Source organism: Providencia sp. PROV032, from assembly GCF_028484875.1.
GTDB classification, from domain to species: Bacteria; Pseudomonadota; Gammaproteobacteria; order Enterobacterales; family Enterobacteriaceae; genus Providencia; species Providencia rettgeri_E.
In genome coordinates this window covers 1-1,231 of the sequence record NZ_JAMPSX010000080.1, presented here as the reverse complement: position 1 = coordinate 1,231, position 1,231 = coordinate 1, and the positions used below count along the sequence as shown (strand labels likewise).

Below are 1,231 nucleotides of genomic sequence, written 5' to 3'. Positions count from 1 at the left end.
CCCTATTGACTCCCTGAAACCCTATCTGGAAAAAGGCGACATCATTATTGATGGCGGTAACACCTTCTTCCAGGACACCATTCGTCGTAACCGCGAACTGTCTGCTGAGGGCTTTAACTTTATCGGTACCGGTGTTTCCGGTGGTGAAGAGGGCGCGCTGAAAGGCCCGTCCATCATGCCGGGAGGTCAGAAAGATGCGTACGAACTGGTTGCGCCGATCCTGACTAAAATTGCGGCCGTTGCCGAAGATGGCGAGCCCTGTGTGACCTATATCGGTGCTGACGGTGCGGGCCATTACGTTAAAATGGTTCACAACGGCATTGAATATGGCGATATGCAGCTGATTGCAGAAGCCTACTCGCTGCTGAAAGGTGGTCTGAATCTGTCTAACGAAGAGCTGGCCACCACTTTCAGCGAGTGGAATAAAGGCGAGCTGAGCAGCTACCTGATCGACATTACCAAGGACATCTTCACTAAAAAAGATGAAGAGGGTAACTATCTGGTCGATGTGATTCTCGATGAAGCAGCCAACAAAGGTACGGGTAAGTGGACCAGCCAGAGTTCGCTGGATCTCGGCGAACCGCTTTCCCTGATCACTGAATCCGTATTTGCACGCTATATCTCGTCGCTGAAAGAGCAGCGCGTTGCCGCATCTAAAGTGCTGAGCGGTCCGCAGGCACAGCCTGCTGGCGATAAAGTGCAGTTTATCGAGAAAGTCCGTCGCGCACTGTATCTCGGTAAAATCGTCTCTTATGCTCAGGGTTTCTCTCAGTTGCGTGCCGCGTCTGACGAATACAACTGGGATCTGAACTACGGCGAAATCGCGAAAATTTTCCGCGCTGGCTGCATCATTCGTGCCCAGTTCCTGCAGAAAATTACCGATGCATACGCAGAAACGCCGGCAATTGCTAACCTGCTGCTGGCACCGTACTTTAAGAAAATCGCTGATGAGTACCAGCAGGCTCTGCGTGATGTTGTAGCCTATGCCGTACAAAATGGTATTCCGGTGCCGACTTTTGCCGCTGCGGTTGCCTATTATGATAGCTACCGTGCTGCGGTACTGCCGGCAAACCTGATCCAGGCGCAGCGTGATTATTTCGGTGCACATACTTATAAACGTACTGATAAAGAAGGTGTATTCCATACGGAATGGCTGGATTAATCTGATATTGTACGTTTTGTTGAACAAGGCCCGGTTACAGTAACCGGGCTTTTTTTTGCCTTAATTGGG

The 1,231-nt window shown here is 50.7% G+C and carries 1 protein-coding gene; it reads left to right on the top strand.

What is annotated here, in order from left to right; all coding sequences use genetic code 11:
• Positions 1–1,162: decarboxylating NADP(+)-dependent phosphogluconate dehydrogenase (gene gnd / locus PSF42_RS20720; RefSeq protein ID WP_272680575.1), on the top strand; the 1,162-nt coding region annotated here is incomplete at its 5' end.
• Positions 1,163–1,231: the final 69 nt, after the last annotated feature.